The following is a 22,448-nucleotide window of genomic DNA, read 5'->3' as shown; positions in this document are numbered from 1 at the left end:
CCGGGCATTGTGCCGGTCGCCCGGGTAGCGTTCTGCGGGTGTTCCCGACCGTCCGTGAGGTGCTGGCGCTCGACCCGGTGCGGAACGGCGGGCCCCGGGTGGTCGCCGCCGAGGAGGGCCTGGACCGACCGGTGCGCTGGGTGCACGTCACCGAGGTGCCGGACATCGCCAGCCTGCTGCGCGGCGGTGAGCTGGTGCTGACCACCGGGATCGGGCTGCCCGCCGACGACGCCGGCGTGCGGGCCTTCATCGCCGACCTGGCCGAGGTAGGTGTCGCCGGTCTGGTGGTGGAGCTCGGCCGCCGCTACCACGGCGGGGTGCCGAAGGTGATGGCCGCGGCGGCGCACCGGCACGGGCTGCCGCTGGTGGAGCTGCGCCGGGAGACCCCGTTCGTGCTGATCACCGAGGCGGTGCACGCCCTGATCGTGGACGCCCAGCTGGCCGAGCTGCGGGCCACCGAGGAGATCCACCAGCGGTTCACCGAGCTGTCCGTGGAGGGCGCGGAGGCCACCGAGGTGGTACGCCAGGCGGCCGAGCTGGCCGGTGCACCGGTGGTGCTGGAGAACCTGTCCCGCCGGGTGCTGGCCTACCACACCGCCGGGGAGAACCCCCGGCTGCTGCTGGACGGCTGGGAGCAGCATTCGCGCCGGATCCAGCCGACCGGGCGTACCGCGTACCACGCGGACACCGGTTGGCTGGTGACCATGGTCGGCGCCCGAGGCCAGGACTGGGGTCGGCTGCTGCTGCGCTGCCCGGCTGCCGGGCCGGGTGTCTCGGGCGGGTCGGGTGGGTCGGGTGGGTTCAGCGGGTCGGGCGGGCCGCCGCTGCGGTGGTCGATCCTGCTCGAACGGGCCGCGTCGACCCTGGCGTTGGGCCGGCTGATCCGCCGCGACGCCGAAGGGCTGGAGCGGCAGATTCACCGGACGCTGCTGACCGCGCTGCTGGACGGGTCGCAGCCGGTCGACGAGGTGGCGATGCGGGCCCGGGCGCTCGGTGTCGGCCTGGACCGGCGGCATCTGGTCGGCGTTGCGGTCCGGTTCCGCGACGCCGGTTCCGGTGCCGAGCCCGCTGCGGCCACCGGGGTCGGCGGGGTCGGGCCGGCGGTGGCGGTGCCGTCGGCCGACAGCGCCGAGACGGTCCAGGCCCGGCTGCGCGACCTCGCCGAGACGGTCGGCCTGGCGTTGCGGGAAGCCGGGCTGACCGGCCTGGCCAGCCCGTTGGACGAGCATGCGGTCGGCGTACTGCTGGCGGTCCGCGACGCCACGGCGGCGGACCCGGCGCTGGACGGTCTGCTGGCCGCGCTGCACCGGTTGCGCCGGTCCGAGCCGGTGCCGGTGGTGGTCGCCGCCGGCAGCGGGGTGGACAGCGTCCGGGAGGCCCGGCGGACCCTGGTCGAGGCCCGCCAGGTGGCCGAGGCCGGTCGCCGGGACCGCCGCGCGGACCAGGTGCTGCGGCTGCCGGACGTCGGCCTGGCCGGGCTGCTGCACCTGCTGCGGGAGGAACCCCGGTTGCAGGTCTTCGTCGAACGTGAGCTGGGCGCGCTGCTGGCGTACGAGGCCCGTCATCCCCGGCAGCGGATGCTGGCCACGCTGCGGGCGTACCTGGATCATGGCCGCAACAAGTCGGCGGCGGCTGCCGCGGTTCACCTGTCCCGGCCGGCGTTCTACGAGCGGTTGACCCGGCTGGGGCAAATTCTCGGCGTCGACCTGGACTCGGTGCAGGCGTGCCTGTCGCTGCACGTCGCGGTGCTGGCGCTGGACGAGGTACGGGCCCGCCCACCGGCCTGACCGGTCGCGGTGCTGACCGCCCGCCTGGCCTGCGGGGCTCGCGTCGTACCGGGTCGAAGGTCCTGAATCTTCGGGACCTTGAGCTACCGCCTCCCATATACCCCCGGGGGTATGTTCGGACTGAATCCGGCAACCGTGAACCACCCGCCGAAGGAGGTCCCGGGCATGTTCTTCGCCCAGTACTACCTGGACTGCCTGTCCCAGGCGTCCTACCTGATCGCAGACGAGACCACGAAGCGCGCCGTCGTGGTCGACCCGCGTCGCGACGTCACCGAATACCTGGCCGACGCCCAGGCGCACGGCCTCACCATCGAAGGCGTCGTCAACACCCACTTCCACGCCGACTTCATCGCCGGCCACCTGGAACTGGCCGCGCGCACCGGCGCCTGGATCGGCTACGGCCGGCAGGCCGAGGCCGACTACCCGATCCGCAAGCTGGCCGACGGGGACCGGATCAGCCTCGGCGACGTGACCCTGGAGATCATGGAGACCCCCGGGCACACCCCGGAGTCGATCAGCATCCTGGTGTACGAACACGCCGACGACCCGGTCGCGTACGGCGTACTCACCGGCGACGCGCTGTTCATCGGCGACGTCGGCCGGCCCGACCTGCTGGCCTCGCTCGGCGTCACCGCCGACGAACTCGGCCGGATGCTCTACGACAGCGTGCAGCACAAGCTGATGACGCTGCCCGACCCGGTGCGGGTCTTCCCGGCCCACGGCGCCGGATCGGCCTGCGGCAAGAACCTGTCCACCGAGCGCTCGTCGACCATCGGCGAGCAGCGGGCCACCAACTACGCCTGCGCCCCGATGGACGCCGAGCAGTTCCTGGCGATCGTCACCGCCGGCCAGCCGGCCGCCCCGGCGTACTTCGGCTACGACGCGGTGCTCAACCGCCGCGACCACGCCCTGTTCGACGTCACCGCCGCACCCACGCCACTGAACCCGGCGGAGTTCGTCGCCCGGCAGGCCGCCGGCGCCGTCGTGGTCGACGCCCGCGACCCGCAGGAGTACGCCGCTGGCCACCTGCGTGGGGCGCTGAACGTCCCCGCCGACGGCCGGTTCGCCGAGACCGCCGGCAGCGTGCTGGCCCCCGGCACGCAGATCCTGGTGGTCGCCCCGCAGGACCGCGAGGAGGAGATCGTCACCCGGCTGGCCCGGATCGGCTTCGACACCGTCGCCGGCTACCTGCGCGAGCCGGAGCAGGCGTTCCTGCAGATGGTCGACCAGCTGACCCGGGCCAGCCGGCTGACCGTGGCGCAGCTGGCCGCCGCACTCGACGGCGAGCAGCCACCGGTGGTGCTCGACGTGCGCAACGCCGGCGAGCGGGCCGCCGGGGTGACCGACGGCACGCGCGAGTCCGGGGTCATCGACGGCGCGCTGCACATCCCGCTGGCCGAACTGTCCCGGCGGATCGCCGAGGTGCCGACCGATCGGCCGGTGGTGGTGCACTGCGCCGGCGGATACCGCTCGTCGGTCGCGGCCAGCCTGCTGCGGGCCAACGGCCACCCGGACGTCTCCGACCTGCTCGGCGGCTACCAGGCCTGGCGGGCACTGCGCCAGCCGGTCGGCACCGTCTGAGCCCTCGGCCATCTACCTACCAGTGAAGGAGTATCAACGATCATGAGCGACACCGTCTCCGTACCGGCTCCGGCACCGCGACTGCCGCTGATCGGCGACCGGGCACCCGACTTCACGGCGGAGAGCACCCACGGCCCGGTCCGGCTGGCCGACTACGCCGGCCGCTGGCTGGTGCTGTTCAGCCACCCGGCCGATTTCACCCCGGTCTGCACCACCGAGTTCGTCGGCTTCGCCGAACTGGCCGACGAGTTCGCCGCCCGCGACGTGGCGCTGCTGGGCAACTCGGTGGACTCGGTCTTCAGCCACCTGGCCTGGACCCGGTCGATCCACGACAAGCTCGGCGTGCGAATCCCGTTTCCGATCATCGCCGACCTGGACATGGTGGTGTCGCACGCGTACGGGATGCTGCACCCGAACACGTCCGGTACGGCGGCGGTACGGGCCGTGTTCGTCATCGACGCCGAGCAGATCGTCCGGGCGGTGCTGTACTACCCGATGAACGCCGGCCGGATGATCCCGGAGATCCTGCGGCTGGTCGACGCGCTGCAGACCGCGGACCGTGACGGGGTGTCCTGCCCGGCGAACTGGCGACCCGGTGACGACGTGGTGCTCGGTGCGCCGCGTACCGAGGCCGATCTGGATGCGCGGCTGACCGACGACACGGTCAAGCTGACCGACTGGTACCTGGCCACCCGGCCGGACCGGGGCTGACCCGGCGACCCTGCCCGGGGCCCGACGACCCACCGGGCCCCGGTGTCAGGCCGGTCCGTCGGGCCCGGTGTCAGGCCAGGGAGAGGAAGAGCTTCTCCATCTGCTCCAGGCTGGCCTTGCGCTCGGTGGCGTCGCTGTCGGGGCCCATGCACTGTTCGAGCCCACTGGCGATGACCTTGAAGCCGGCCCGGTCGAGTGCCCGGGAGACGGCGGCGAGCTGGGTGACCACCTCGGCGCAGTCCCGGCCGGACTCCAGCATCGCGATGATGCCGCGGATCTGCCCTTCGGCCCGGCGTAGCCGCTTGACCACGTCCGCCGTGGTGTTCTCCTCGACCTGCATGGCGAGTTCCTCCTGGTCCGGGGTCTCCCGCTGGTGCTTCGGGCCTGCCCAGCTGGGTTTACACGATACACCCGGGGGTATCACTTGCAGATGTCCGTTCATTCGAACATACTGGGTCCGTAGATACCCCCAGGGGTATACGCGAGAGCGGAGGAGCACCCATGGAACTCATCTCATTCCGTACCCCCGGCCTCGGCGACCAGTCCTACCTGCTGGTCCACGAGGGCAAGGGGGTGCTCGTCGACCCGCAGCGCGACATCGACCGGTTCCTCGACGCCGCCGCCGAACGCGATGTCGACCTGCGGTTCGTCCTGGAGACCCACCTGCACAACGACTACGTCTCCGGCGGGCCGCAGCTCGCCCGACGGACCGGCGCCGAGCTGGTTCTGCCGGCCGGCGCGGCACCGACCTACCGGCACACCCCCGCCTTCCACCTTGAGGACATCAAGGCCGACAACCTCACCCTGCGCCCCGTCCACACCCCCGGTCACACCCCGGAACACACCAGCTACTTGGTGCTGATCGACGGTGAGCCGGTCGCCGTCTTCTCCGGCGGCAGCCTGCTCGTCGCCTCCGCCGGCCGACCCGACCTGCTCGGCCCCGACCGGGCCCGCACCCTGGCCCGGCTGCAGCACGGCTCGCTGCACCGTCTCGCCGGTCTCCCCCGGGCCGTCGAGCTCTACCCGACCCACGGTGAAGGCTCATTCTGCACCGCCACCGGCGCCGGCCGGTTCACCTCCACCATCGGCGACGAGGTCGACACCAACCCGCTGCTCGGCATCGGCGACCCGGAGACGTTCGCCGACCGGCTGCTCGCCGAGCCGATGCCGATCCCGGCCTTCTACCAGTACATGGGCCCGGCCAATCTGCGTGGCGGCGAGCCGATGCCGGCCGTCGAGATCCCGGAGATCACCGCCGCCGACCTGCCGACCACCGACGACACCCAGTTGCTGGACATCCGGCCCCGGCCCGCCCAGGCCGCCGGCCTGCTGCCCGGCTCCGTCGGCATCGAGCTCACCGACGACTTCGGCAGCTGGGCCGGCTGGCTGCTGCCGTACGGCGCACCCGTCGTGCTGATCGCCGAACCCGGCCAGGACGTCACCGAAGCCGTCGTCCAGCTGGCCCGCATCGGGCTCGACACCGTCCAGGGCGTCCACCGGCCGGCCCCCGCCGACCAGCTCGGCCCTGGCTACGAACTGCTCGACCTGGACAGCTTCCGGCAGCGGCTGGCCCAGCCCGACGCGCAGCTGCTCGACGTACGGATGCCGAGCGAGCGGGCGCGGGTCAGCTGGCCTGGGTCGGTCGAACGCTTCCTCGCCGACCTGGTCACCGACGGCATCCCCGCCGAACTCGACCCGCAGCGACCGGTCCTCGTCGCCTGCGGCAGCGGTCGGCGGGCCGCCATCGCCGCCAGTCTGCTGGTCCGCGCCGGCCACCGGCCCGCCGTGCTCAGCGGGGCCGGCGTCGCCGACCTGGCCACCGAAGCCTGACCATCACCGCACGGAGGAACGACATGCCCCCCACCATCAACCCGAACATCCAGGTGCCCGCCGCCCGTGCCCTGCTGGCCGACAACCCCGACACCCTGGTCGTCGACGTGCGCACCCCGGCCGAGTTCGAGACCGCCCACATCGACGGGGCGATCAACCTGCCGCTGGACCAGGTCGACGCCCACCTCAACCGGATCGTCGCCGACGCCGGCGGCCGCATCCTGCTGATCTGCCAGTCCGGCAACCGGGCCAACCAGGCCTGCGCGAAACTCGCCGGCGCCGGGCTGGACGGCGCGACCGTACTCGACGGTGGGATGAACGCCTGGATCTCCGCCGGCGCCCCGGTCAACCGGGGCCGCCAGCGGTGGAGCCTGGAACGTCAGGTACGCCTGGTCGCCGGCGCGATCGTGCTGGTCTCGGTGCTGGCCAGCATCTGGTACCCGCCGGCCCGGTACGTCGCCGGACTCATCGGGGCCGGGCTGACCGTCGCCGCGTTGACCAACACCTGCGCCATGGGCATGCTGCTGGCCCGCCTGCCGTACAACCAGGGCACCGGGTGTGACGTCGACGCCTCACTGACCCGGATCAGCCGGGCCGGCGCGACGAAATGACCACTACCGCGTACCCCCGCCAGGAGCGCACCGGTCCGGCGCGGGTCCTGCCCATCCTCGGTTGGCGGCGCGGATACGACCGGCACGTGCTGCGCCACGACCTGATCGCCGGCCTCACCGTCGCGGTGATGCTGGTGCCGCAGAGCATGGCGTACGCCGCCCTCGCCGGCATGCCACCGGTCACCGGCCTGTACGCAGCGATCGTGCCGGTGCTGGTGTACGCCCTGCTCGGCACCTCCGGCTCGCTCGCCGTCGGCCCGGTGGCGATCACCGCGCTGATGACCGCCACCGCGCTCGCCCCCCTCGCCGCCGGCGACCCCGGTCGGTACGCCGCCCTCGCCGGCCTGCTCGCCCTGCTGGTCGGTGCCATCCAGATCCTGATGGGGGTGCTGCGCCTCGGCGCTCTGGTGAACTTCCTGTCCCACTCGGTGCTGTCCGGGTTCACCTCGGCCGCCGCGCTCGTCATCGCCGCCAGCCAGGTCAAGGACCTGCTCGGGATGCGCGTCGAGCGGGCCGAGAACCTGCCCGGCATCATGGCCAGCCTGTGGCAGGGCGTCGCCACGATCCACCCGCTGACCGTGGCGGTCGCCGCGGCCAGCATCGCCGGGCTGGTCCTGCTGCGTCGGTACGCCCCGAAGGTGCCGGCGGCGCTGCTGGTCGTCGCCGCCGTCACGGCGGTCAGCGCCGTACTGGCCCTCGGCAACCGGGGCGTACCCATCCTGCGGGATGTGCCGAGTGGGCTGCCCACCCCGGACCTGCCGGCGCTCGCCCTGGCCGACCTGCGGTCCCTGCTGCCGGCCGCGATCGCGATCGCCCTGGTCGCCTACATGGAGGGCATCGCGGTGGCCAAGTCGCTGGCCGCCCGGTCCCGCCAGCACGTCGACCCGAACGCCGAACTCGTCGCGGTCGGCGCGGCGAACGCCGCCGCCGGTGCCTTCCACGCCTTCCCGGTCGCCGGCGGCTTCTCCCGCAGCGCGGTCAACTTCTCCGCCGGAGCCCGCACACCGGTGGCGTCGGTGGTCACCGCAGGCGTGGTGGGGCTGACCGCGTTGCTGCTCACCCCGGCCTTCTACCACCTGCCCAAGGCGGTGCTCGGGGCGATCGTCGTGGTCGCCGTACTCGGGCTGGTCGACTACCGGGGCGCCCGGACGGCCTGGCGTCTTCGCCGGGTCGACGGGTTCACCCTGGCGCTGACCTTCGCGGTCACCCTGGTCGCCGGGGTGGAGCCGGGCCTGGCCGCCGGGGTGGTGTTCAGCCTCGCGGTGTTCCTGCGCCGGTCGGCCCGCCCGCACACCGCCGAACTGGGCCGGGTGCCCGGCACCGCCACCTTCCGCAACGTGGCCCGCTACCAGGGCCTGGTCACCGATCCGCAGGTGGTGGTGCTGCGCATCGACGGGCCGCTGTACTTCGCCAACGCGCAGTACCTCGCCGACCGGCTGCTGACGCTGGCCGAAACCCGCGAAGCGCTACGGGCGGTGGTGGTCGACGCCAGCGCGATCGGCGACGCCGACGCCGACGGCGCGCACGCCCTGGCCCAGGCCAGGGATCGGCTGGCCAGCCGGGGCGTCGCGCTGCACCTGGCCACCGTCCGGGGACCGGTGCGGGACCTGCTCACCCGCTCCGGCCTGTGGCCGACGATGCGGGAGGCCGGGCAGCTGCATCCGGAGGTGGTCGGCGCGGTCGACGCCGCCACCGGCGAAGGCGGGGCGACCGGCGGTGACGGGACCGCGGATACTGGCTCAACGCCCCGCCTGCCGCAGGAGGTGTACTGACGTGCCGGACCGGTTCGCCACCGTGGTGACCTGCATCGACGGCCGGATTCACGGGCCGCTCGGGCAGTGGGTCCGCGACCGGCTCGGCGTCGACCACCTCGACCTGATCACCGAACCAGGCGCCGACCGGGTGCTGGCCACCGCCGACCCGGCGGACCTGACCCGGCTGCTGGACGCGGTGGGCGTCTCCCGGACCGCGCACGGCAGCGGCACCCTGGTGCTGGCCGGGCACGCCGACTGCGCCGGCAACCCGGTCAGCGAGGCCGAGCACCACGATCAGCTGCGCCACGCCGCCGACCGGCTCGCTGCCCGGCTGCCCGGCCTGCGGATCCTCGCCGTACACACCGGCAGCTGTGGAGCCGGCTGCTGGCAGCCGCACCTGGTCGACGACCGCCACACGTAGGCGGTATCGGCAACCGATGGGATCGGCCCACAGGGCATGCTCTGTAGAGCGTGTTCGCCGGTATGCGTGCCCGTAGGCCGTCTCTGCGTGATCAGAGGCAGGGATACTCTCGCCAGCTGTAGTACTTGGTCCGTTGGCCCCACAGCTCATCCGTGTAGGTGCCGTCACAAATTCCATAGAGCCAGCGGCCGACCTCGGTGGTATGACCGGAGTTCGTCCAGAAGGTGACGTCGATCATCGAACCGACCGGTGGGGCGGGGAAATAAGCCTGGGCCGGTGCGGCGGCGACGAGACTGGTGGAGACGGCCAGCACCATGACGACAACAGCGTTCCGGATGAACCTGATCATGCCCGGTCCCTTCTGGAGCAATGCTCGGCTGTCGTTGAGGATAAAGAAGAAGAGCGTGGATCGGCAGCCGTCCGCGAAATGCGACATCCTTTATGTTCCGGGAGCGGTTGTCCATCGCACGTACGGCTCCGCAGCGAGCCGGATCTCAGGCCAGCGCGGTGAGGACCTTCGCGTACGCCGCCGGCACGTGGTGCGGCCCGCCGGGCAGCAGTACGTCGGAGGCGTCGACCGCCGGCCAGGCCTGTTCCGGCACCACCGCCATCAGCTCCCGCACCAGCGGGGCGTCGCGCCACTGCGGCGACCCGGCGAGCATCCGCAACGCGACGAGGGACTCCTCGACCTCACCGACACACTCGAACGGCTTGTGCCCGTCGAGGCCGAGCAGCTCCCGGTAGCCGGCCAGCTGGGCCGGGTCGGCGAGCAGGTCGACGCCGAAGATGCCGACCAGCCGGTCCCGGTCCATGAACGGCGCGAACGCCAGGAACACGAACCGGCACTTCGGGCACGCCCCGCACCAGCGTTCACTGCGGTCCCGCAGCTTGAACGCCGCGTTGCAGCTGGTCACCACCGGGTCGTAGCCGGTCGATCGGGCGTACAGCTTGGCGATGTGCAGCTCGGACAGGGTGCGCAGCAGCGAGAAGTACGGCTCGGTCAGCCCGGCGTGGCCGTGCAGCGCGGCCCGCAGCATCCCTTCGGCCTCGACACCTTTGGACCACTGGTGGTTGATTTCGTGTCCGTTCCAGATCAGGTTCGGGTCCGAGGCGGACCGTTCGTTGGACATCACCACCGGCCCGAGGCCGTGCAGCACCGCCGTACCGACCGCGATCAGCGAGTTGATCGCGGTCACCGGAACATGGCCGTTGTACGCACCGGCCGCGTTGAGGTCGAACAGCCGCGGGTCCAACGCCCGGCGGGCGGCCAGCGCCGGCAGCCCGGAGGCCGCGTTGACCGCGACGATCACCGGGTTCGGGTTGACCGAGAACGGCACCGGGTCGAACCCGGCTCGGCGCAGCGCCTCCAGGGTGACGATCGAGTCCTTGCCGCCGCCGACCGCCGACAGCGGTCGCCGGTCGGCGGTGTCCACCGGCTCCGGCGGTGCCGGCTCCCCGTCCGGCACGACCGGTGCGAGGTCGAGCACGTGCGGCAGACCGTTGCGGTACGCGTACTCGGCCAGGCCCTTGGTGTAGACGGCGGTGACCAGCGCGACCGCCTCGGGCCCCAGCGGTGCCGGCGCCACCAGCGACGGCGGAGCCGCCGCCTTGTAGTAGCTGACCCCGGCGACCAGGTGCAGCAGCTCCAGGACCCGACGGAACGTCGACCCGGGCCCGTTCGGTGGCGGGGTGCCGTCCTGCGGCATGGGGAAGGTGATCCGCTCGACGAAGGTCAGCTCCGCGCCGTCGTCGCCGGTGAGCGCGTAGCCCAGCTCGGCCACCCCGGTCACCGGGTCGAATTCCAGACTAGGGAAGGTAAACGCGGTGTAACGTCGCAATTCGTCGCTTTCCACCCGTACCTCCTCCACAGCTCACCGACCAGACATACTAGCCCCAGCCTGTGCCCTTGATCCGGGGCCCGATGACCCCGCCGGCCGGCGGTGGGGTCGCCTGGTGCGGCCCTCACCCGGTCGGCCGTCCGTCGCCGGCTCGCACCGCTGTCAGCCAGGCCGCCGGGTCGGGGGCGTGCAGCAGGTCGGTGCCGCTGACCACCCAGGTCGCGCCGGCGCCGGCCAGTTCAGCGGCGCGGGCGGCGGTGACCGCGCCGTCCACCCCGAGCAGCGGCCGGCCGCGCTGGGCGCGGACCCGCTGCACCGAGCGGGGCCGGAAGGCGCCGCCGGCGTTGCCCGGCTCGACGCACATCACCAGCACCCCGACCGACGCCGGCAGAGCGTCGATGGTGGACAGTCCGGTGTCCGGTGACACGGCTACGGCGGGGGTACGGCCCCGTCGCGCGATGCGGTCGACGGCCGCCTGCCAGCCGTCCGCCTCGACGTGCACGGTGACCACGTCGCAGAACTCGGTCCAGGCGTCGACGTGGCGCAGCGGTCGGCGCACCATCAGGTGTGCCTCGGCCACCACCCCCGTCGACGCGGTCAGCGCCTCGGCCTGGGCCGGTTCGAACCCGCCGGCCACGGCGAAGTCCCCGTCGGTGACGTCCCAGTGCACATGCCGCAGGCCGGCGTCGGCCAGCCGGGCGGCCTCCTCGCCGACCCGGGCGCGGTCGGCCGACCAGAGCGAGCCGGCCACCCGTGGCACCCTCGTCACGCCCGAACCCCCTTTGCCTGCTGCGCCGGTCGGTCCGACTGGGTGGTCTGTGCCGGCACAGTCGGCGCGACGCCCTCGGCGCCGAGCACCGCCTCGGCCAACGCCCGTTCGGTGACCAGGCCGGTGATCAGACCGGCGCGGGCCACCGCGGCCACCGCGCCCGCCTTGTCGGCACCGCCGGCCACCGCGATGACCCGGGGGAAGCGGCGCATCTGTTCGGGGGTGACCGAGATGCACCGGGCGGCGAAGTCGGAGGTGACGATCGTGCCGTCCTCGGTCACCAGGATCGAGGCGATGTCGGCACGGACGCCCTGGGCCCGCAGGCTGGTCACCTCCTCGGCGGAGATCGCCGGGATGAGCTGGGTGTTCGGCGGGTCCCACGAGCCGACGGAGACGACCGCGGTGGTGACGTCGTCGAACATGCGCAGCGCGCGGGCGACGTCGGGTTGGCGGCGCAGCACCGTGGCGGCGGCCGGGTCGTCGACGACCAGCGGGGCGAAGATCGGGTGGGCGGAGCCGCCGGAGCTGACCGCCACCTTGCGGACGATCTCCACCGGGGACTCGTCGAGGTTGCTGCCGATGGCGCCGGTCAGCTGCACCACCGACACCGGGGGAAGGGCCGGCAGCGACTGGGTCATCGCGCTCAGCGTGCGGCCCCAGGCCAGGCCGAGCACCTCGCCGGCACCGACGCTGTCGCTGAGCAGGCCGGCCGCGGTCAGGCCGATCTGCTTGCGGACCTCGGCCTCACCGCCGGCGGCCTCGACGACGAGCGCCTCACGCAGGCCGAGGTGCTCGGCGAGACGGGCGGACAGGGCAGGGTCGACGGTGCCGCTGTCGTGCAGGGTGATGGTCACGACACCGGTGGCGACGGCCTGTTCCAGCAGTCGGGCCACCTTGAAACGGGACAGGCCCAGCTCCTTCGCGATCTCCACCTTGCTGCGGTCCTCAAGGTAGAAGCGACGGGCGACCGTCACGAGGAGCCACCGCTCGGTGGACGTCAAGCTATCGGCGCTCGTTTGAGCATCGCCAGCGCTCATTTTGTTTCTTCCTCTTGTCGATTGCTCGTCACGTGACCTAGTGTTCACGTATGAGCGCAGTCTAGTGCTCGTATGAGCAGAATTGCCAATCCACCCCACGCAGTGTTTGCAAGGAGGCCCGTCGTGAAACGGCGCATACCTGATGAAGCCGGCATTTTGGCTGTGGTGGTGCTGGTCGGGCTCGCCTTCAGCGCGCTTTCGCCCACATTCCGGACATTCGACAACGCGCAACTGTTGTTGCTCAACGGCGCCGTGATCGCCTTCCTCGCCATGGGGCAGGCGTTCGTCCTGCTCACCGGCGGGATCGACCTGTCCACCGGCTCCAACGTGGCGTTGACCGGGATGACCGCCGCCCTGCTGATGAGCAACGGCCTGCCCTGGTGGCTCGCCGCCCTGGCCGCGATCGTGGTCGGTGCGCTCGTCGGCGTGTTCAACGGTGCCTGCGTGCACTTTCTCCACCTGCCGCCGTTCATCGTGACCTTCGCCACCTTCGGTGTCGCGGCCAGCATTCCGCTCATCCTCACCGGCGCCAGCTCCGTCTCCGTCAAGGACCCGCTGTTCGCCATCATCGGCCGGGGCGGGCTGTTCGGCGTACCGATGCCGGTCGTGCTGGTCGCCGTCGCCGCCCTGCTGTTCACCGCGCTGCTGCGGCTCACCGCGACCGGCGTGCATGTCTACGCCGTCGGCGGCAACGCCGCCACCAGCCGGCTCGCCGGCGTGCGGATCGGTCGGGTGACGATCTTCGTGTACGCGATCAGCGGTGTCTGCGCGGCCATGGGCGGGCTGATCACCACCAGTCGGCTGATGGTCGGCTACCCCAGCGCCGGATCCGGCAACGAGCTGTTCTACTCCATCGCCGCTGCCGTCGTCGGCGGGGTCAGCCTGTTCGGCGGCATCGGCAGCATGCCCGGGGCCCTGTTCGGCGCGGTCCTGATCGCCACGGTGTCCAACGGCATGAACGTCGTCGGCGTGCAGAGCTACTGGCAGCCACTGGTCATCGGGCTGATCATCCTGGCCGGCGTCACCGTCGACACCTACCGGCGGAACACCACACTCGGCGAACTGATCCGCCGCAGCCTGCTGCGACGTGGCAACGCCCCCGACGCACCCGACCCGGGCGGCGGGCCGGGGCAGCCGACCGGCGGGCCGGCTCCGGCCGGGCAGCGCGGCACCGCCACCGGGGCCACGCCCGCCACCACCGCCACCTGATGCCTCACCCGCACTCACGCACCCGTCACCAATGGAAGGAATTTCGATGCACCGCAAGATGATGCTGTCCGTCGGTGCCCTCGGCACCGCCCTGGCGCTGTCCGCCTGCGGCGGGGCCGTCGACACCGGAACCGGCCAGTCGGCCGACCAGACCGACGGCGACGCCCGTCCGGCCGCCTGCGACGAGGAGAACCCCTACCTCGCCGTCGCGCTGCCGAACCTGACCAACCCGTACTACGTGGCGATGAAGCGCGGCTTCGAGGAGGAAGGCGAGGCGCAGGGCTTCGACGTCGAGGTGCAGATCGCCAACGACGACGACGCCGCCCAGCTCGCCCAGGTCCAGGCCATGCTGCAGAAGAACCCCTGTGCCCTGGCGCTCAACGCGGTGAAGTCCGAGCCGGCGGCGGCGATCGTCAAGGCCGCCAACGACGCCGGGGTGCCGGTGTTCACCGTCAACGTCACCGTCTCCGAGGAGGCCCTCACCGACCAGGGCGCGAGCATCGTGCAGTACCTCGGCGCGGACAACGTCGCCGGCGGCACCCAGATCGCCGAGCAGGTCCTGGCGGACTTCGGCGCGGACGCCGAGCTGAAGATCGGCTTCGTCACCGAACCCGACGAGGTGCCGACCCTGCTGCGCGACGAGGGCTTCGAGGAAGCCATCGCCGCCAACCCCAACGCCGAGGTGGTGGCGAAGGTCGACGGCAACGTCAAGCCCGACGACAGCCTCAAGGCCGCCACCGAGATGCTCTCCGGCAACCCGGACCTCGACGTGATCTACGCCAACACCGGTCCGGCCGCGTACGGCGCGTTGCAGGCCGTGCAGGGCAAGGACGTCAAGGTGTACGGGTTCTGCGCCGCCGAGGAGCCGCTGACCGAGCAGTACGCCGGCTGCGTCGCCCAGGAGCCCGAGGACTACGGCCGCCGGGTCGTGCAGCAGGTCCGCGACTGGGTCGACGGCGGCACGCCGCAGGCGCAAATCCTGCGCCCGCTGAAGATGTTCACCACCGGCGAGACCCCGGCCCCGGGCGAGGTCGGCTGAGATGACCAGCTCGCCGACGACGGCGGTGACCCCGGCACCAGGCATCGAGGCACGGGGCATCGTCAAACGATTCGCCAACGTGCCGGTGCTGCACGGGGTCACCGTCGCCGTGCGGCCCGGCGACGTGGTCGGGCTGGTCGGTCACAACGGGGCCGGCAAGTCGACGTTGCTGAGAAGCATCGCCGGGGCGATCCGCCCGGACGGCGGCACCATCCGGGTCGACGGGCGGGTGCAGCACTTCGGCTCGCCGGCCGACGCCCGCCGGGCCGGGGTGGCCGCCGTCTACCAGGAACTGTCCCTGCTGCCCAACCTCACCGTCACGCAGAACGCGTTCCTCGGCGACGAACGGGCCACCGCCGGGCTGCTGCGGCGCAGAGCGATGCGGCAGGAGGCCCAGAACCTGGTCGACCGGTTCGGGTTGGCGGTCGACGTGGACCGCCGCCTCGGCGACTACCCGGTCGCCACCCGGCAACTGCTGGAGATCGCCATCGCGATCCACCGCGACGTCAGCTACCTGCTGCTCGACGAGCCGACCACCAGCCTGGAAGGCGGGCAGGTCGAGAAGTTCCTCGACACGGTCCGCGACCTGGTTCGTGACCAGCGGGTCGGCGTGCTGCTGGTCGACCACAAGCTGGAGGAGCTCTACGCGGTCGCCAACCGGGTGGTCGCCCTGGTCGACGGTCGGGTCCGCATCGACGGCGCGGTGGACGAGATCCCCCGCGAAGAGGTGGTCAGGGCCATCGCCGGCTCCGACGCCGGGACCGGCACCGAGACCGGGGCCGAGAACCGAACCGGTGCCGGCGGCGACCGCCGTCGGCCCGGTGACGGGGCAGGCGACGACGTCGGTCTCGCGGTACGCAACCTGCGTACCGCGGTGCTGGACGACGTCACCCTGCAGGCCGGCAAGGGCCGGGTGCTCGGCATCTACGGGCTGGTCGGCTCCGGGCGCACCGAACTGCTGCGTACCCTCGTCGGGCTGGACCCGGTCCGGGCCGGCACCATCACCCTGCACGGACGACGCTACCGGCCGCGCGGCCCAGGCCCGGCGCAGCGGGCCGGCGTGGTGTACGTGACCGAGGAACGCAAGAGCGACGGGATCGTCCCGGAACTCGACTCGGTGATGAACGTCGCCCTGCCGGTGCTGTCCCGCTACCGCCGGTTCGGGCTGCTCGACCACCAGCGGATGCGCCGCGACGCCACCGCCCTGCTGGAGAAGCTGCACGTACGGGGGGACCGGTCGGCGCCGGTGGTGCGGCTGTCCGGCGGCAACCAGCAGAAGGTGCTGCTAGCCCGGGCGTTGGCGCAACGCCCGCAGGTGCTGCTGCTCGACGAACCGACCAAGGGCGTCGACCTGGGCGTCAAGGCGGAGATCCACCGCATGGTGCGCGACCTCGCACACCGCGACGGGCTCACCGTGATCGTGGTGTCCAGCGAGGAGGACGAGATCTGCGAGATCGCCGACGACGTCGCGGTGATCGTCCACGGCCGGTCCACCGGCGAACTGTTGCCGGCCCGGGACCTCACCCCACGGGCACTGCGCCAGGCGGCGTGGGAGGCCGCCTGATGAATCGCCAGAACGAGAAGATGAGGACACGATGACAGTCGACGCCCCGGCCGAGACGCTGCTGGCCGGCCAGGCCGCCATCCGACGGGAGGCAGCGGGGGTACTCGCCGTCGCCGACCAGCTCGGCGAGACGTTCCTGCGCGCGGTCGACCTGCTGGCCGACTGCACCGGCAAGGTGTTCGTCACCGGATCCGGCACCTCGGGCTCGGTGGCCCGCCGGATGGCCCACCTGCTGTCGGTCTGCGGCACCCCGGCGCTGTACCTGTCACCGATGGACGCCCTGCACGGCTCGATGGGGGCGATCGTCGCCGGTGACATCTTCATTGCGATCTCACACGGCGGCGAGACCGCCGAGCTGAGCGACCTGGCCGAACGGGTACGCCGCCGCGACGTACCGATCGTGGTGCTCACCTCTGCGCCGGACTCCACCCTGGGCCGGCTCGCCGACCTGGCCGTGGTGCTGGCCGACGACGAGCAGGCCGACCCGGGCGGGGTGATCGCGATGGGCAGCACCCTGGCGGTGTCGGTGTGGGGTGACGCCCTGGCGTACGTACTGATGCGCCGCCGTGGCTACGGCTGGGACCAGGTGCTGGAGACCCATCCGGCCGGTGCCGTCGGCAAGATCACCGAACTGCCGGCAGCCCTGCCCGGCCTGACCGCCACCGCCGATACCGGCCGTCGCGGTACCGCCGACGGCGACGCCCCGGCTGGGGACAGCTGACATGCCGGTCGTCGCCGGAGTGGACAGCTCCACCCAGTCATGCACCGTCGAGCTGCGTGACGCCGTCGACGGCACGCTGCTGGGCAGCGGCCGGGCCCCGCACCCGCCCACCTTCCCGCCGGTGTCCGAGCAGCCGGCCACCACCTGGTGGTCGGCGTTCACCACGGCGCTGCCGGCCGCCATCGCCGACGCGGCGACGCGCGGCACCGCGGTGACCCCGCAGTCGATCGGCGCGATCAGCGTGGCCGGGCAGTGCCACGGGCTGGTCATGCTGGACGCCGCCGGACAGGTGCTGCGCGACGTCAAACTGTGGAACGACACCACGTCGGCGCCGCAGGCGGCGGCGCTGGTGACCGAGCTGGGCGCGGCCGGCTGGGCGGAGGCGGTCGGATCGGTGCCGACGGCCGCGTTCACCATCACCAAACTGGCCTGGGTCGCCGAGCACGAACCGCAGCTGCTGCGCCGGCTGGCCACCGTACTGCTGCCACACGACTACCTGACCTACCGGCTCACCGGCCGGACGGTGACCGACCGCTCGGAGGCGACCGGCACCGGCTACTACGCCGCACACGAACAGCGGTGGCGGACCGATCTGCTGACCCGGTTCGTCGACGCGGACCTCGACTGGGCCACCATGCTGCCCACCGTGCTCGGCCCCGCCGAACCGGCCGGCACGCTGATCCCGGACGTGGCACGCCAGCTCGGGCTGCGGCCGGACGTGGTCGTCGGGCCAGGCGCCGGCGACCAGCACGCGGGTGCCCTCGGCCTGGGCATCCGCTCCGGCGAGGTGGTCTACAGCCTCGGCACCTCCGGGGTGGTGCTGACCACCACCGACGATCCGGTGCACGACGCCAGCGGCTGGGTCAACGGCGTCGCCGACGCGGCCGGCGGCTACCTGCCGCTGGTGTCGGTGCTCAACTGCGCCAAGGTGACCGACACGTTCGCCCGGCTGCTCGGCGTCGACCACGACGAGCTGGCCCGGCTCGCCCTGGCCGCTCCGGCGAACCCGGACCGTCCGGTGCTCGCCGCGTTCCTCGACGGCGAACGCTCCCCGGACCGGCCCCGGGCGCGCGGCGTGCTCGCCGGGCTGACCACCGCCACCACCCGCGAGGAGCTGGCGTCGGCCGCCGTCGAGGGCGTGCTGCTGGCCCTGGTACGCGGGCACGAGCGGCTCCGCGTCGCCGGTGCCCCGGCCGACGGCGACGTGCTGGTCACCGGTGGGGCCGCCCGCTCGGCGGCGTACCGGCAGCTCCTCGCCGACCTGCTGCGCACACCGGTGCGTACCTGTGACGCGCCGGAGGCGACCGCCCGGGGCGCCTGCCTGCAGGCGTCGGCGGTGCTGGCCGGTGCCGACATACGTCAGGTCCGCGACGCCTGGCGGCCGGCAACCTTGACCGTCACCGAACCCCGGACCCCGGCCCGGCCGGACGTCAGCGAGCGGTACGCGCGGCTGGCCGACTGGGACGGCCTCGACTCACCCGCAGATCCACCCATCAGCCTATCCACTGAGGACTTCGTGTGACCGTGCTGTATCTCGACTCCGCCGACCGGGCCGCACTGGCCCCGCTGCTCGCCACCGGGCTGTTCGCCGGGGTGACCACCAACCCGTTGCTGCTGGACCGGGCCGGGCTGGGCCAGGCCGAGCTGCCCGCCCTGCACGACTGGGCGGTCGCCGCCGGCGCCGGCACCGTTTTCCTGCAGACCCTCGCCGAGGACCCGGACGGCATCGTCACCGAAGGACTGCGGCTGCGCGAGCTCAGCGACCGGGTGGTGGTGAAGGTGCCGGCCACCCGGTCCGGCCTCACCGCCACCCGCCGGCTCGCCGACCAGCAGGTGCCGGTGCTGGTCACCGCCGTCTACCACGCCGCGCAGGCGGTGCTCGCCGCAGCGGCGGGTGCCCGGTACATCGCGCCGTACCTGGGGCGGATGACCGCCGCCGGCCGCGACGGACTGGCGCAGATCCAGACCATGCACCGGATCCTCGCCGGTGGCCCGACGCAGACCCTGGTGGCGAGCATCAAATCGGTCGACGACCTGGTGCGGTTGGCGGCGGCCGGGGTGCCGTCGTTCACCATCGGGCCAGCGCTCGCCGACGAGTTGATGCGCGACGAACTGACCGACGGGGCGGTGGCCGAGTTCCTGGCGGCCGCGGCACGCAACAGCTGAGCGTCAGCTGACCTTACGCCCGGCGATAGCCTGGGCCGGATGGGCTGAACCACGCGTCGGGTGCTATATAGGACGGCATGTTTCGCGACCGGTTAATCGCCTGCCTGCTGTTTGTCGTCGCTCTCGCCGGGTTGGTGATGCAGCGGGTCGACCCGTTCATCGAGATACCGTTTGTGACGCGGTCAGTGGTCATGTTCGCCGCCGTGGTAAGCGCCCTGGTCGGTGTCTGGCTGTGGACACGTTCGACGCGGCGACGCTCCGGGGGCACCGACCCGGACGGGGAGGCAGAGTCCGACGCGGGATCGGAGTCAGGATCCGAGGCGGGGGCAGATGCGGGCGGCTCGGGCGACTGAGACCGGAGAGGAACGACCGAGGCCGAGGAACGACTGAGGGTAGGCCTCGGGCCGCCGGTCCGGCCGGTCAGGCGACGCAGTGTCAGGTCGGGCCGGGCCAGCCGCTACACGATGCCAGTTGCTCCTCATCCGGTCACGGTGGGAAGGTGCTCCCATCGACGACCCAGGGAGCGTGGTGCCGCAGATGACCGCCGACGACCTGCTCACCCGGCACCGGGCCGTGATGCCCGACTGGATGCCGCTCTACTACGCCGAACCACTGGAGATCGTCGCCGGCTCCGGCCGGCGGGTCACCGTCGCCGACGGACGCAGCTACCTGGACTTCTTCGGCGGCGTCCTGACCAACATGATCGGCTACGACATCCCGGAGATCCGCGAAGCGGTACAGCGTCAGCTCGCCACCGGCGTGGTGCACACCTCCACCCTCTACCTGATCCGCCACCAGGTGGAGCTGGCCGAACGGATCGCCGCGCTGTCCGGCATCGCCGACGCCCGGGTCTTCTTCACCAACTCCGGCACCGAAGCCAACGAGGCGGCGCTGCTGGCCGCCACCAACTACCGCCGGTCGCATCAGATCCTCGCCGTGCGCAACAGCTACCACGGCCGGTCGTACGCCACGATGGGCATCACCGGGCACCGCAGCTGGTCGGCGAGCGCCCTCAACCCGCTGCAGGTGAGCTGGCTGCACTCCGGTGACCGGCTGCGCGGCCTGCTGGCCCGGCTCGGCCCGGACGCCCAGCTCGACGCCGCCGTCGAAGATCTGCGCGAGGTCCTGGCCACCCAGACCGCCGGTGACGTCGCCTGCCTGATCGCCGAACCGATCCAGGGCGTTGGCGGCTTCGTACACGGCCCCGACGGGCTGTTCGGCGAGTGGAAGAAGGTCCTCGACGAGTCCGGCATCCTGCTGATCTCCGACGAGGTGCAGACCGGCTGGGGGCGTACCGGCGAGCACTTCTGGGGCTATCAGGCGCACGGCGTCGTGCCGGACCTGCTCACCTTCGCCAAGGGCATCGGCAACGGCTTCGCCCTGGCCGGCGTCGTCGGCCGCGCCGACGTGCTCAACTGCGTACCGGCGATCTCGTTCTCCACGTTCGGCGGAAACCCGGTCAGCACCGCCGCCGGCGTCGCCGTGCTCGACTACCTGCGCGACCATGATCTGCAGGCCAACGCCGCCCGCACCGGCGAGCTGCTGCGTACCGGACTGGTGGAGGCGGCGGCTCGGCATCCGATCGTCGGCGAGGTGCGTGGCAAGGGCCTGATGCTGGCCGTCGAGTTCGTCCGGCCCGGCACCCGCGACCCGGACCCGGCCGCGACCACCGCCGTGTTCGAGGCCTGCCGGGCCGGCGGGCTGCTGGTCGGCAAGGGCGGACTGTACGGCAACGTGCTACGGATGGGTCCACCGTTGACGCTCACCGACGACGAGGCCCGGGAAGGGCTGGCGATCCTGGTCGACGCGATCGCGTCGGTGTCAGCCTCGGTGTCGACCACTGTGGAAGGAAGTGTGGCGTGAACCGGATCCCGCATTTCGTCGACGGTGCCCGTACCACTGTGGTGGAAGCCGGCGGCGACGGTCGCCACGGTGAGGTCTTCGACCCGGCGACCGGGCAGGTCGCCGCCACCGTCGGGTTCGCCTCGGCCGCGCAGGTCGACGCCGTCGTGCAGGTCGCGGCGCGGGCCGCCCGCGACTGGCGGGACGTGTCGCTGGCGCGGCGCACCAGCGTGCTGTTCGCCTTCCGGGAGATCATCAACGCCCGGCGCGACGAACTCGCCGCCGTGATCACCGCCGAACACGGCAAGGTCCTCGCCGACGCCGCCGGCGAGGTGCAACGCGGCCTGGAGGTCGTCGAGTACGCCTGCGGCATCCCCTCGCTGCTCACCGGCGGCTTCAGTGAGAACGTCTCCACCGAGGTCGACTCGTACAGTCTGCGTCAGCCGCTCGGCGTGGTCGCGGTGATCTCGCCGTTCAACTTCCCGGCGATGGTGCCGCTGTGGTTCGTGCCGATCGCCGTCGCCTGCGGCAACGCCGTCGTGGTCAAACCGTCCGAGAAGGATCCGTCGGCGGCGGTGCTGCTCGCCCAGTGGTTCACCGAGGCCGGCCTGCCGCCCGGGGTCTGCAACGTGGTGCACGGCGACCGCGAAGCCGTCGACGCGCTGTTGGACCACCCGGGCGTACGGGCGGTGTCGTTCGTCGGCTCCACCCCGGTGGCCCGGCACGTCTACACCCGGGGCACCGCCGCCGGCAAACGCGTGCAGGCCCTCGGCGGGGCGAAGAACCACATGGTGGTGCTGCCCGACGCCGACCTCGACCTGGCCGCCGACGCGGCGGTCAACGCCGGCTTCGGCTCGGCGGGGGAGCGGTGCATGGCGATCTCCGCCCTGGTGGCGGTCGAGCCGGTCGGCGACGACCTGGTCGCCCGGATCGTCGAACGGCTCGGGAAGATCCGTACCGGGGACGGCCGCCGGCCCGGCTGCGACATGGGGCCGCTGATCACCGCCGCGCACCGCGACCGGGTCGCCGGGTACGTGGCCGCCGGCGCCGCCGACGGCGCGAAGATCGTGGTCGACGGCCGGGGCGTGCCGGTCGACGGCGCCGCCGCCGGTTTCTGGCTCGGCCCGACCCTGCTGGACCAGGTGACGCCGCAGATGTCGGTCTACACCGACGAGATCTTCGGCCCGGTGCTGTCGGTGCTGCGGGTCGACTCGTACGACGCCGCGCTGGAGCTGGTCAACGCCAACCCCTACGGCAACGGTACGGCGATCTTCACCAACGACGGCGGTGCCGCCCGGCGCTTCCAGCACGAGGTGGAGGTCGGCATGGTCGGCATCAACGTGCCGATCCCGGTGCCGATGGCGTACTACTCGTTCGGCGGCTGGAAGGCGTCGCTGTTCGGCGACAGCCACGCTCACGGCCGCGACGGGGTGCACTTCTTCACCCGGGGCAAGGTGGTGACCAGCCGCTGGCTCGACCCTAGCCACGGCGGCGTCAACCTGGGCTTTCCCACCCAGACCTGACCGAGCCGCCGGTGCCGTCCAAGGTTGACGATCGCCGATAGCATC

The 22,448-nt window shown here is 72.3% G+C and carries 21 protein-coding genes; 16 read left to right on the top strand and 5 right to left on the bottom strand.

The window, feature by feature from the left end:
* Positions 1-38 precede the first annotated feature (38 nt).
* The 3 genes from O7629_RS14740 (at position 39) to O7629_RS14730 (ending at position 4,079) form a co-directional block, all read left to right on the top strand.
* Entirely contained in the window at positions 39-1,787 is a 1,749-nt protein-coding gene (locus tag O7629_RS14740; RefSeq protein WP_278169835.1) for a PucR family transcriptional regulator, read from the top strand.
* A gap of 165 nt (positions 1,788-1,952) precedes the next feature.
* Positions 1,953-3,368: a rhodanese-like domain-containing protein gene (locus O7629_RS14735; RefSeq protein WP_278169834.1), complete on the top strand. Its 1,416-nt coding sequence runs from the start codon at positions 1,953-1,955 to the stop codon at positions 3,366-3,368.
* Positions 3,369-3,410: 42 nt separating this feature from the next.
* Positions 3,411-4,079: a peroxiredoxin gene (locus O7629_RS14730; protein ID WP_278169832.1), complete on the top strand. Its 669-nt coding sequence runs from the start codon at positions 3,411-3,413 to the stop codon at positions 4,077-4,079.
* Positions 4,080-4,149: 70 nt separating this feature from the next.
* On the opposite strand, the gene O7629_RS14725 is transcribed toward O7629_RS14730, so the two are convergent.
* Complete coding sequence (locus O7629_RS14725) at positions 4,150-4,419, bottom strand: metal-sensitive transcriptional regulator (protein ID WP_278169831.1); 270 nt, start codon at positions 4,417-4,419, stop codon at positions 4,150-4,152.
* A 161-nt stretch (positions 4,420-4,580) separates the two neighbouring features.
* On the opposite strand from O7629_RS14725, the gene O7629_RS14720 reads away from it, so the two are divergent.
* The 4 genes from O7629_RS14720 to O7629_RS14705 are packed head-to-tail and all read left to right on the top strand — an operon-like array spanning position 4,581 to position 8,695.
* Entirely contained in the window at positions 4,581-5,909 is a 1,329-nt protein-coding gene (locus tag O7629_RS14720; protein WP_278169830.1) for an MBL fold metallo-hydrolase, read from the top strand.
* A gap of 23 nt (positions 5,910-5,932) precedes the next feature.
* On the top strand, positions 5,933-6,520 hold the full coding sequence (locus O7629_RS14715) for a rhodanese-like domain-containing protein (RefSeq protein WP_278169828.1): 588 nt from the start codon (positions 5,933-5,935) through the stop codon (positions 6,518-6,520).
* Positions 6,517-8,292 (top strand): sulfate permease, encoded by a 1,776-nt coding sequence (gene sulP / locus O7629_RS14710; RefSeq protein ID WP_278169827.1) that lies wholly within the window; start codon positions 6,517-6,519, stop codon positions 8,290-8,292. The genes O7629_RS14715 and sulP overlap by 4 nt, the downstream gene beginning before the upstream one ends.
* Position 8,293: 1 nt before the next feature.
* Positions 8,294-8,695, top strand: a complete 402-nt coding sequence (locus O7629_RS14705) for a carbonic anhydrase (RefSeq protein ID WP_278169826.1) — start codon at positions 8,294-8,296, stop codon at positions 8,693-8,695.
* Between the two features lie 91 nt (positions 8,696-8,786).
* Here the strand turns inward: O7629_RS14705 and O7629_RS14700 are convergent, their stop codons facing one another.
* The 4 genes from O7629_RS14700 to O7629_RS14685 form a co-directional block, all read right to left on the bottom strand.
* Positions 8,787-9,131 carry a hypothetical protein gene (locus O7629_RS14700; protein ID WP_278169824.1) on the bottom strand — a complete coding sequence of 115 codons (345 nt, stop codon included), beginning with the start codon at positions 9,129-9,131 and terminating at the stop codon, positions 8,787-8,789.
* Between the two features lie 58 nt (positions 9,132-9,189).
* Positions 9,190-10,548, bottom strand: coding sequence for a hypothetical protein (locus O7629_RS14695; protein ID WP_278169822.1), 1,359 nt, complete (start codon positions 10,546-10,548; stop codon positions 9,190-9,192).
* Between the two features lie 109 nt (positions 10,549-10,657).
* A complete protein-coding gene (locus tag O7629_RS14690; RefSeq protein ID WP_278169820.1) occupies positions 10,658-11,302 on the bottom strand; it encodes a hypothetical protein in 645 nt (214 codons plus the stop codon).
* Positions 11,299-12,276 (bottom strand): sugar-binding domain-containing protein, encoded by a 978-nt coding sequence (locus tag O7629_RS14685; protein ID WP_278169819.1) that lies wholly within the window; start codon positions 12,274-12,276, stop codon positions 11,299-11,301. Before O7629_RS14685 ends, O7629_RS14690 begins: the two co-directional genes overlap by 4 nt.
* Positions 12,277-12,462: 186 nt before the next feature.
* On the opposite strand from O7629_RS14685, the gene O7629_RS14680 reads away from it, so the two are divergent.
* The 9 genes from O7629_RS14680 (at position 12,463) to O7629_RS14640 (ending at position 22,403) form a co-directional block, all read left to right on the top strand.
* Entirely contained in the window at positions 12,463-13,548 is a 1,086-nt protein-coding gene (locus O7629_RS14680; RefSeq protein ID WP_278169817.1) for an ABC transporter permease, read from the top strand.
* 46 nt (positions 13,549-13,594) lie between these two features.
* The gene (locus O7629_RS14675) at positions 13,595-14,587 is read left to right on the top strand and encodes a substrate-binding domain-containing protein (RefSeq protein ID WP_278169815.1); all 993 of its coding nucleotides are present in this window, start codon (positions 13,595-13,597) and stop codon (positions 14,585-14,587) included.
* A gap of 1 nt (position 14,588) precedes the next feature.
* Complete coding sequence (locus tag O7629_RS14670) at positions 14,589-16,151, top strand: sugar ABC transporter ATP-binding protein (protein WP_278169814.1); 1,563 nt, start codon at positions 14,589-14,591, stop codon at positions 16,149-16,151.
* Between the two features lie 31 nt (positions 16,152-16,182).
* Positions 16,183-16,872, top strand: a complete 690-nt coding sequence (locus O7629_RS14665; RefSeq protein WP_278169813.1) for an SIS domain-containing protein — start codon at positions 16,183-16,185, stop codon at positions 16,870-16,872.
* A 1-nt stretch (position 16,873) separates the two neighbouring features.
* Complete coding sequence (gene xylB / locus O7629_RS14660) at positions 16,874-18,394, top strand: xylulokinase (RefSeq protein ID WP_278169812.1); 1,521 nt, start codon at positions 16,874-16,876, stop codon at positions 18,392-18,394.
* Positions 18,391-19,038, top strand: coding sequence for a transaldolase family protein (locus O7629_RS14655; protein WP_278169811.1), 648 nt, complete (start codon positions 18,391-18,393; stop codon positions 19,036-19,038). Before xylB ends, O7629_RS14655 begins: the two co-directional genes overlap by 4 nt.
* A 77-nt stretch (positions 19,039-19,115) precedes the next feature.
* Positions 19,116-19,391 carry a hypothetical protein gene (locus O7629_RS14650; protein WP_278169810.1) on the top strand — a complete coding sequence of 92 codons (276 nt, stop codon included), beginning with the start codon at positions 19,116-19,118 and terminating at the stop codon, positions 19,389-19,391.
* A gap of 184 nt (positions 19,392-19,575) precedes the next feature.
* Positions 19,576-20,901: an aminotransferase class III-fold pyridoxal phosphate-dependent enzyme gene (locus O7629_RS14645; RefSeq protein WP_278169809.1), complete on the top strand. Its 1,326-nt coding sequence runs from the start codon at positions 19,576-19,578 to the stop codon at positions 20,899-20,901.
* A 5-nt stretch (positions 20,902-20,906) separates the two neighbouring features.
* Positions 20,907-22,403, top strand: coding sequence for a CoA-acylating methylmalonate-semialdehyde dehydrogenase (locus tag O7629_RS14640; RefSeq protein WP_278174530.1), 1,497 nt, complete (start codon positions 20,907-20,909; stop codon positions 22,401-22,403).
* Positions 22,404-22,448 lie beyond the last annotated feature (45 nt).

Origin of the sequence: Solwaraspora sp. WMMD792 (assembly GCF_029626105.1) — a bacterium.
In the GTDB taxonomy this organism is placed as follows: domain Bacteria; phylum Actinomycetota; class Actinomycetes; order Mycobacteriales; family Micromonosporaceae; genus Micromonospora_E.
This window is presented reverse-complemented; position numbering and strand designations above follow the sequence as displayed.

Coding starts and splice junctions, on each gene's coding strand:
- O7629_RS14645 (WP_278169809.1), top strand. CDS start 19,576: ATGACCGCCGACGACCTGCTCACCCGGCACCGGGCCGTGATGCCCGAC.
- O7629_RS14730 (WP_278169832.1), top strand. CDS start 3,411: ATGAGCGACACCGTCTCCGTACCGGCTCCGGCACCGCGACTGCCGCTG.
- O7629_RS14720 (WP_278169830.1), top strand. CDS start 4,581: ATGGAACTCATCTCATTCCGTACCCCCGGCCTCGGCGACCAGTCCTAC.
- O7629_RS14725 (WP_278169831.1), bottom strand. CDS start 4,419: ATGCAGGTCGAGGAGAACACCACGGCGGACGTGGTCAAGCGGCTACGC.
- O7629_RS14715 (WP_278169828.1), top strand. CDS start 5,933: ATGCCCCCCACCATCAACCCGAACATCCAGGTGCCCGCCGCCCGTGCC.
- O7629_RS14735 (WP_278169834.1), top strand. CDS start 1,953: ATGTTCTTCGCCCAGTACTACCTGGACTGCCTGTCCCAGGCGTCCTAC.
- O7629_RS14650 (WP_278169810.1), top strand. CDS start 19,116: ATGTTTCGCGACCGGTTAATCGCCTGCCTGCTGTTTGTCGTCGCTCTC.
- O7629_RS14675 (WP_278169815.1), top strand. CDS start 13,595: ATGCACCGCAAGATGATGCTGTCCGTCGGTGCCCTCGGCACCGCCCTG.
- O7629_RS14665 (WP_278169813.1), top strand. CDS start 16,183: ATGACAGTCGACGCCCCGGCCGAGACGCTGCTGGCCGGCCAGGCCGCC.
- O7629_RS14700 (WP_278169824.1), bottom strand. CDS start 9,131: ATGTCGCATTTCGCGGACGGCTGCCGATCCACGCTCTTCTTCTTTATC.
- O7629_RS14670 (WP_278169814.1), top strand. CDS start 14,589: ATGACCAGCTCGCCGACGACGGCGGTGACCCCGGCACCAGGCATCGAG.
- sulP (WP_278169827.1), top strand. CDS start 6,517: ATGACCACTACCGCGTACCCCCGCCAGGAGCGCACCGGTCCGGCGCGG.
- xylB (WP_278169812.1), top strand. CDS start 16,874: ATGCCGGTCGTCGCCGGAGTGGACAGCTCCACCCAGTCATGCACCGTC.